We start from the raw sequence: 1,546 nt of genomic DNA, 5'->3' as shown, positions 1-1,546 counted from the left end.
CCTGAATGACTCATTCAAGCAAGGCCGGGTAGTTAGGGCGGTGTGGATCGTGTCAAGGGGCTCGCCGCGGCGTTGGTGATGGTGACGTTGATGGTGGTGGGCAGGCAGGCCCGTGGCTGGCCAGGTTTGGCGTAGGCGTATTTGGACAGTGGTCGTTTGACGGTGCGGGGGCAGGTCCGGGCCCGACGAGCGGGCAGCAGCGCGGCCAGGACCTGGCGGCCGATGGTGCCGACCAGGTCGATGTGGGTGCCGGCGATGACCGACCGGGCGGTGATGATCTGGTCGCGCGCGGCCTGCAGAGCGGTGGTGAATCCGGCCCGGTCGGGGTCGGTGCCGGGTCGGGAGTCGGTGGCGCTGATCATCGCGATCCGCAGGATTTGGTAGGTGCTCAGCAATGCCCAGAGTTCCTGTTCGGCGCCGGCTGGGGTCTGGGAACGCAGGACTCGTCCGCGGGTGAGGGTGTGTTTGAGGGCGAGGTAGGCCGTTTCGATCTCCCAGCGTTGGTGATAAAGCTCGATCAGTTCGGCGGCGGGGTAACGCTCGGGGTCGAGCAGGGTGGTGACCAGCCGGTAGTGCTCGCTGCGCCGGGAGCCGTCTGCTGCGGTGATGGTGATGCGGGCTTCGATGATCCGGACGGGGATGGCGCCGATGATCGAGGTGATCGATCCGTCCCGGTGGCGGCCGGTCAGGGGCGGGCGTCGGTTGGCTTTGAGCCGGATCAGCAGATCGGCGCCGGTTCTGGCGGTGCTGGTGATGAAGGTTGCGGCGTCGAAGTTGCGGTCGGCCAGCAGCACCATGCCCGGGTGCAGGCGGGCTGTGAGCCGGGTGGCGTAGGCCAGTTCTCCTTCGGCGGGGCTGCCGAACGCCGCGGCGATCAGGGCGCGGGTGCCGCATTCGACCAGCGTGATCAGCCGCAGCAGGGGGTAGCCGGCCATCGGGTGGGAGGCGGTGGCTTTGTCGGTCCATGCCTGGTTGGCGGTGCTGTCGGGGATGGCGATGCCGGTGCCGTCGATGGCGACTGGCCGCAGACCGCGCCAGCAGGCTCCGGGGGTGCGGGGACCGGCGATGGGACCGGCCAGCAGGTCGAACAGCGTGGCCAGGAGGCGTGGGCCGAGCCGTCGGCGGGCGTGGCGCAAGGCCGAGGCTGTCGGCGTTGCCGGTGCTGGTTCGCCTACCCCGGCGGTCAGGGCCGCGAACACGCCGCGGTAGCCGCGTTCGGGGAACAGGCCGATGGCCAGCAGGAAGTACACCGTGACCCGGGCTGGTAGCAGCCGTACGCGTCGCTGGGTGGCGCAGGTCTGGGCCAGGACCGCGTCGACCATCTCGAAGGGCACGATCTGGGTCAGTTCGCCGAGATGACCTGGTGCGAAGACCCCGGCGGCGACACGCACTACTCGGACTATGACAGACTGCGCGGACAACGGAGCTCCCGCCGAACGTTGATCTTGGTCGACGATGTTCTAGCGGAAGCTCCGTTGCCTTATGTCACAGGGGTTGACACCACGCCCGCAGCCTTAACTACCCGGCCTTGCTCATTCAAGACGTT

At 68.2% G+C, this 1,546-nt stretch carries 1 protein-coding gene; it reads right to left on the bottom strand.

Features of this window, described 5'->3' with window-relative positions; genetic code table 11:
• Window positions 1–32 precede the first annotated feature (32 nt).
• Window positions 33–1,391: an IS4 family transposase gene (locus ACERZO_RS50290; protein WP_372673159.1), complete on the bottom strand. Its 1,359-nt coding sequence runs from the start codon at window positions 1,389–1,391 to the stop codon at window positions 33–35.
• Between the last annotated feature and the right edge of the window lie 155 nt (window positions 1,392–1,546).

Source organism: Amycolatopsis kentuckyensis, assembly GCF_041679295.1.
Classification (GTDB): domain Bacteria; phylum Actinomycetota; class Actinomycetes; order Mycobacteriales; family Pseudonocardiaceae; genus Amycolatopsis; species Amycolatopsis kentuckyensis_A.
The sequence above is the reverse complement of the archived record's forward strand: the minus strand, read 5'-3'. Positions and strand labels throughout refer to the sequence as shown.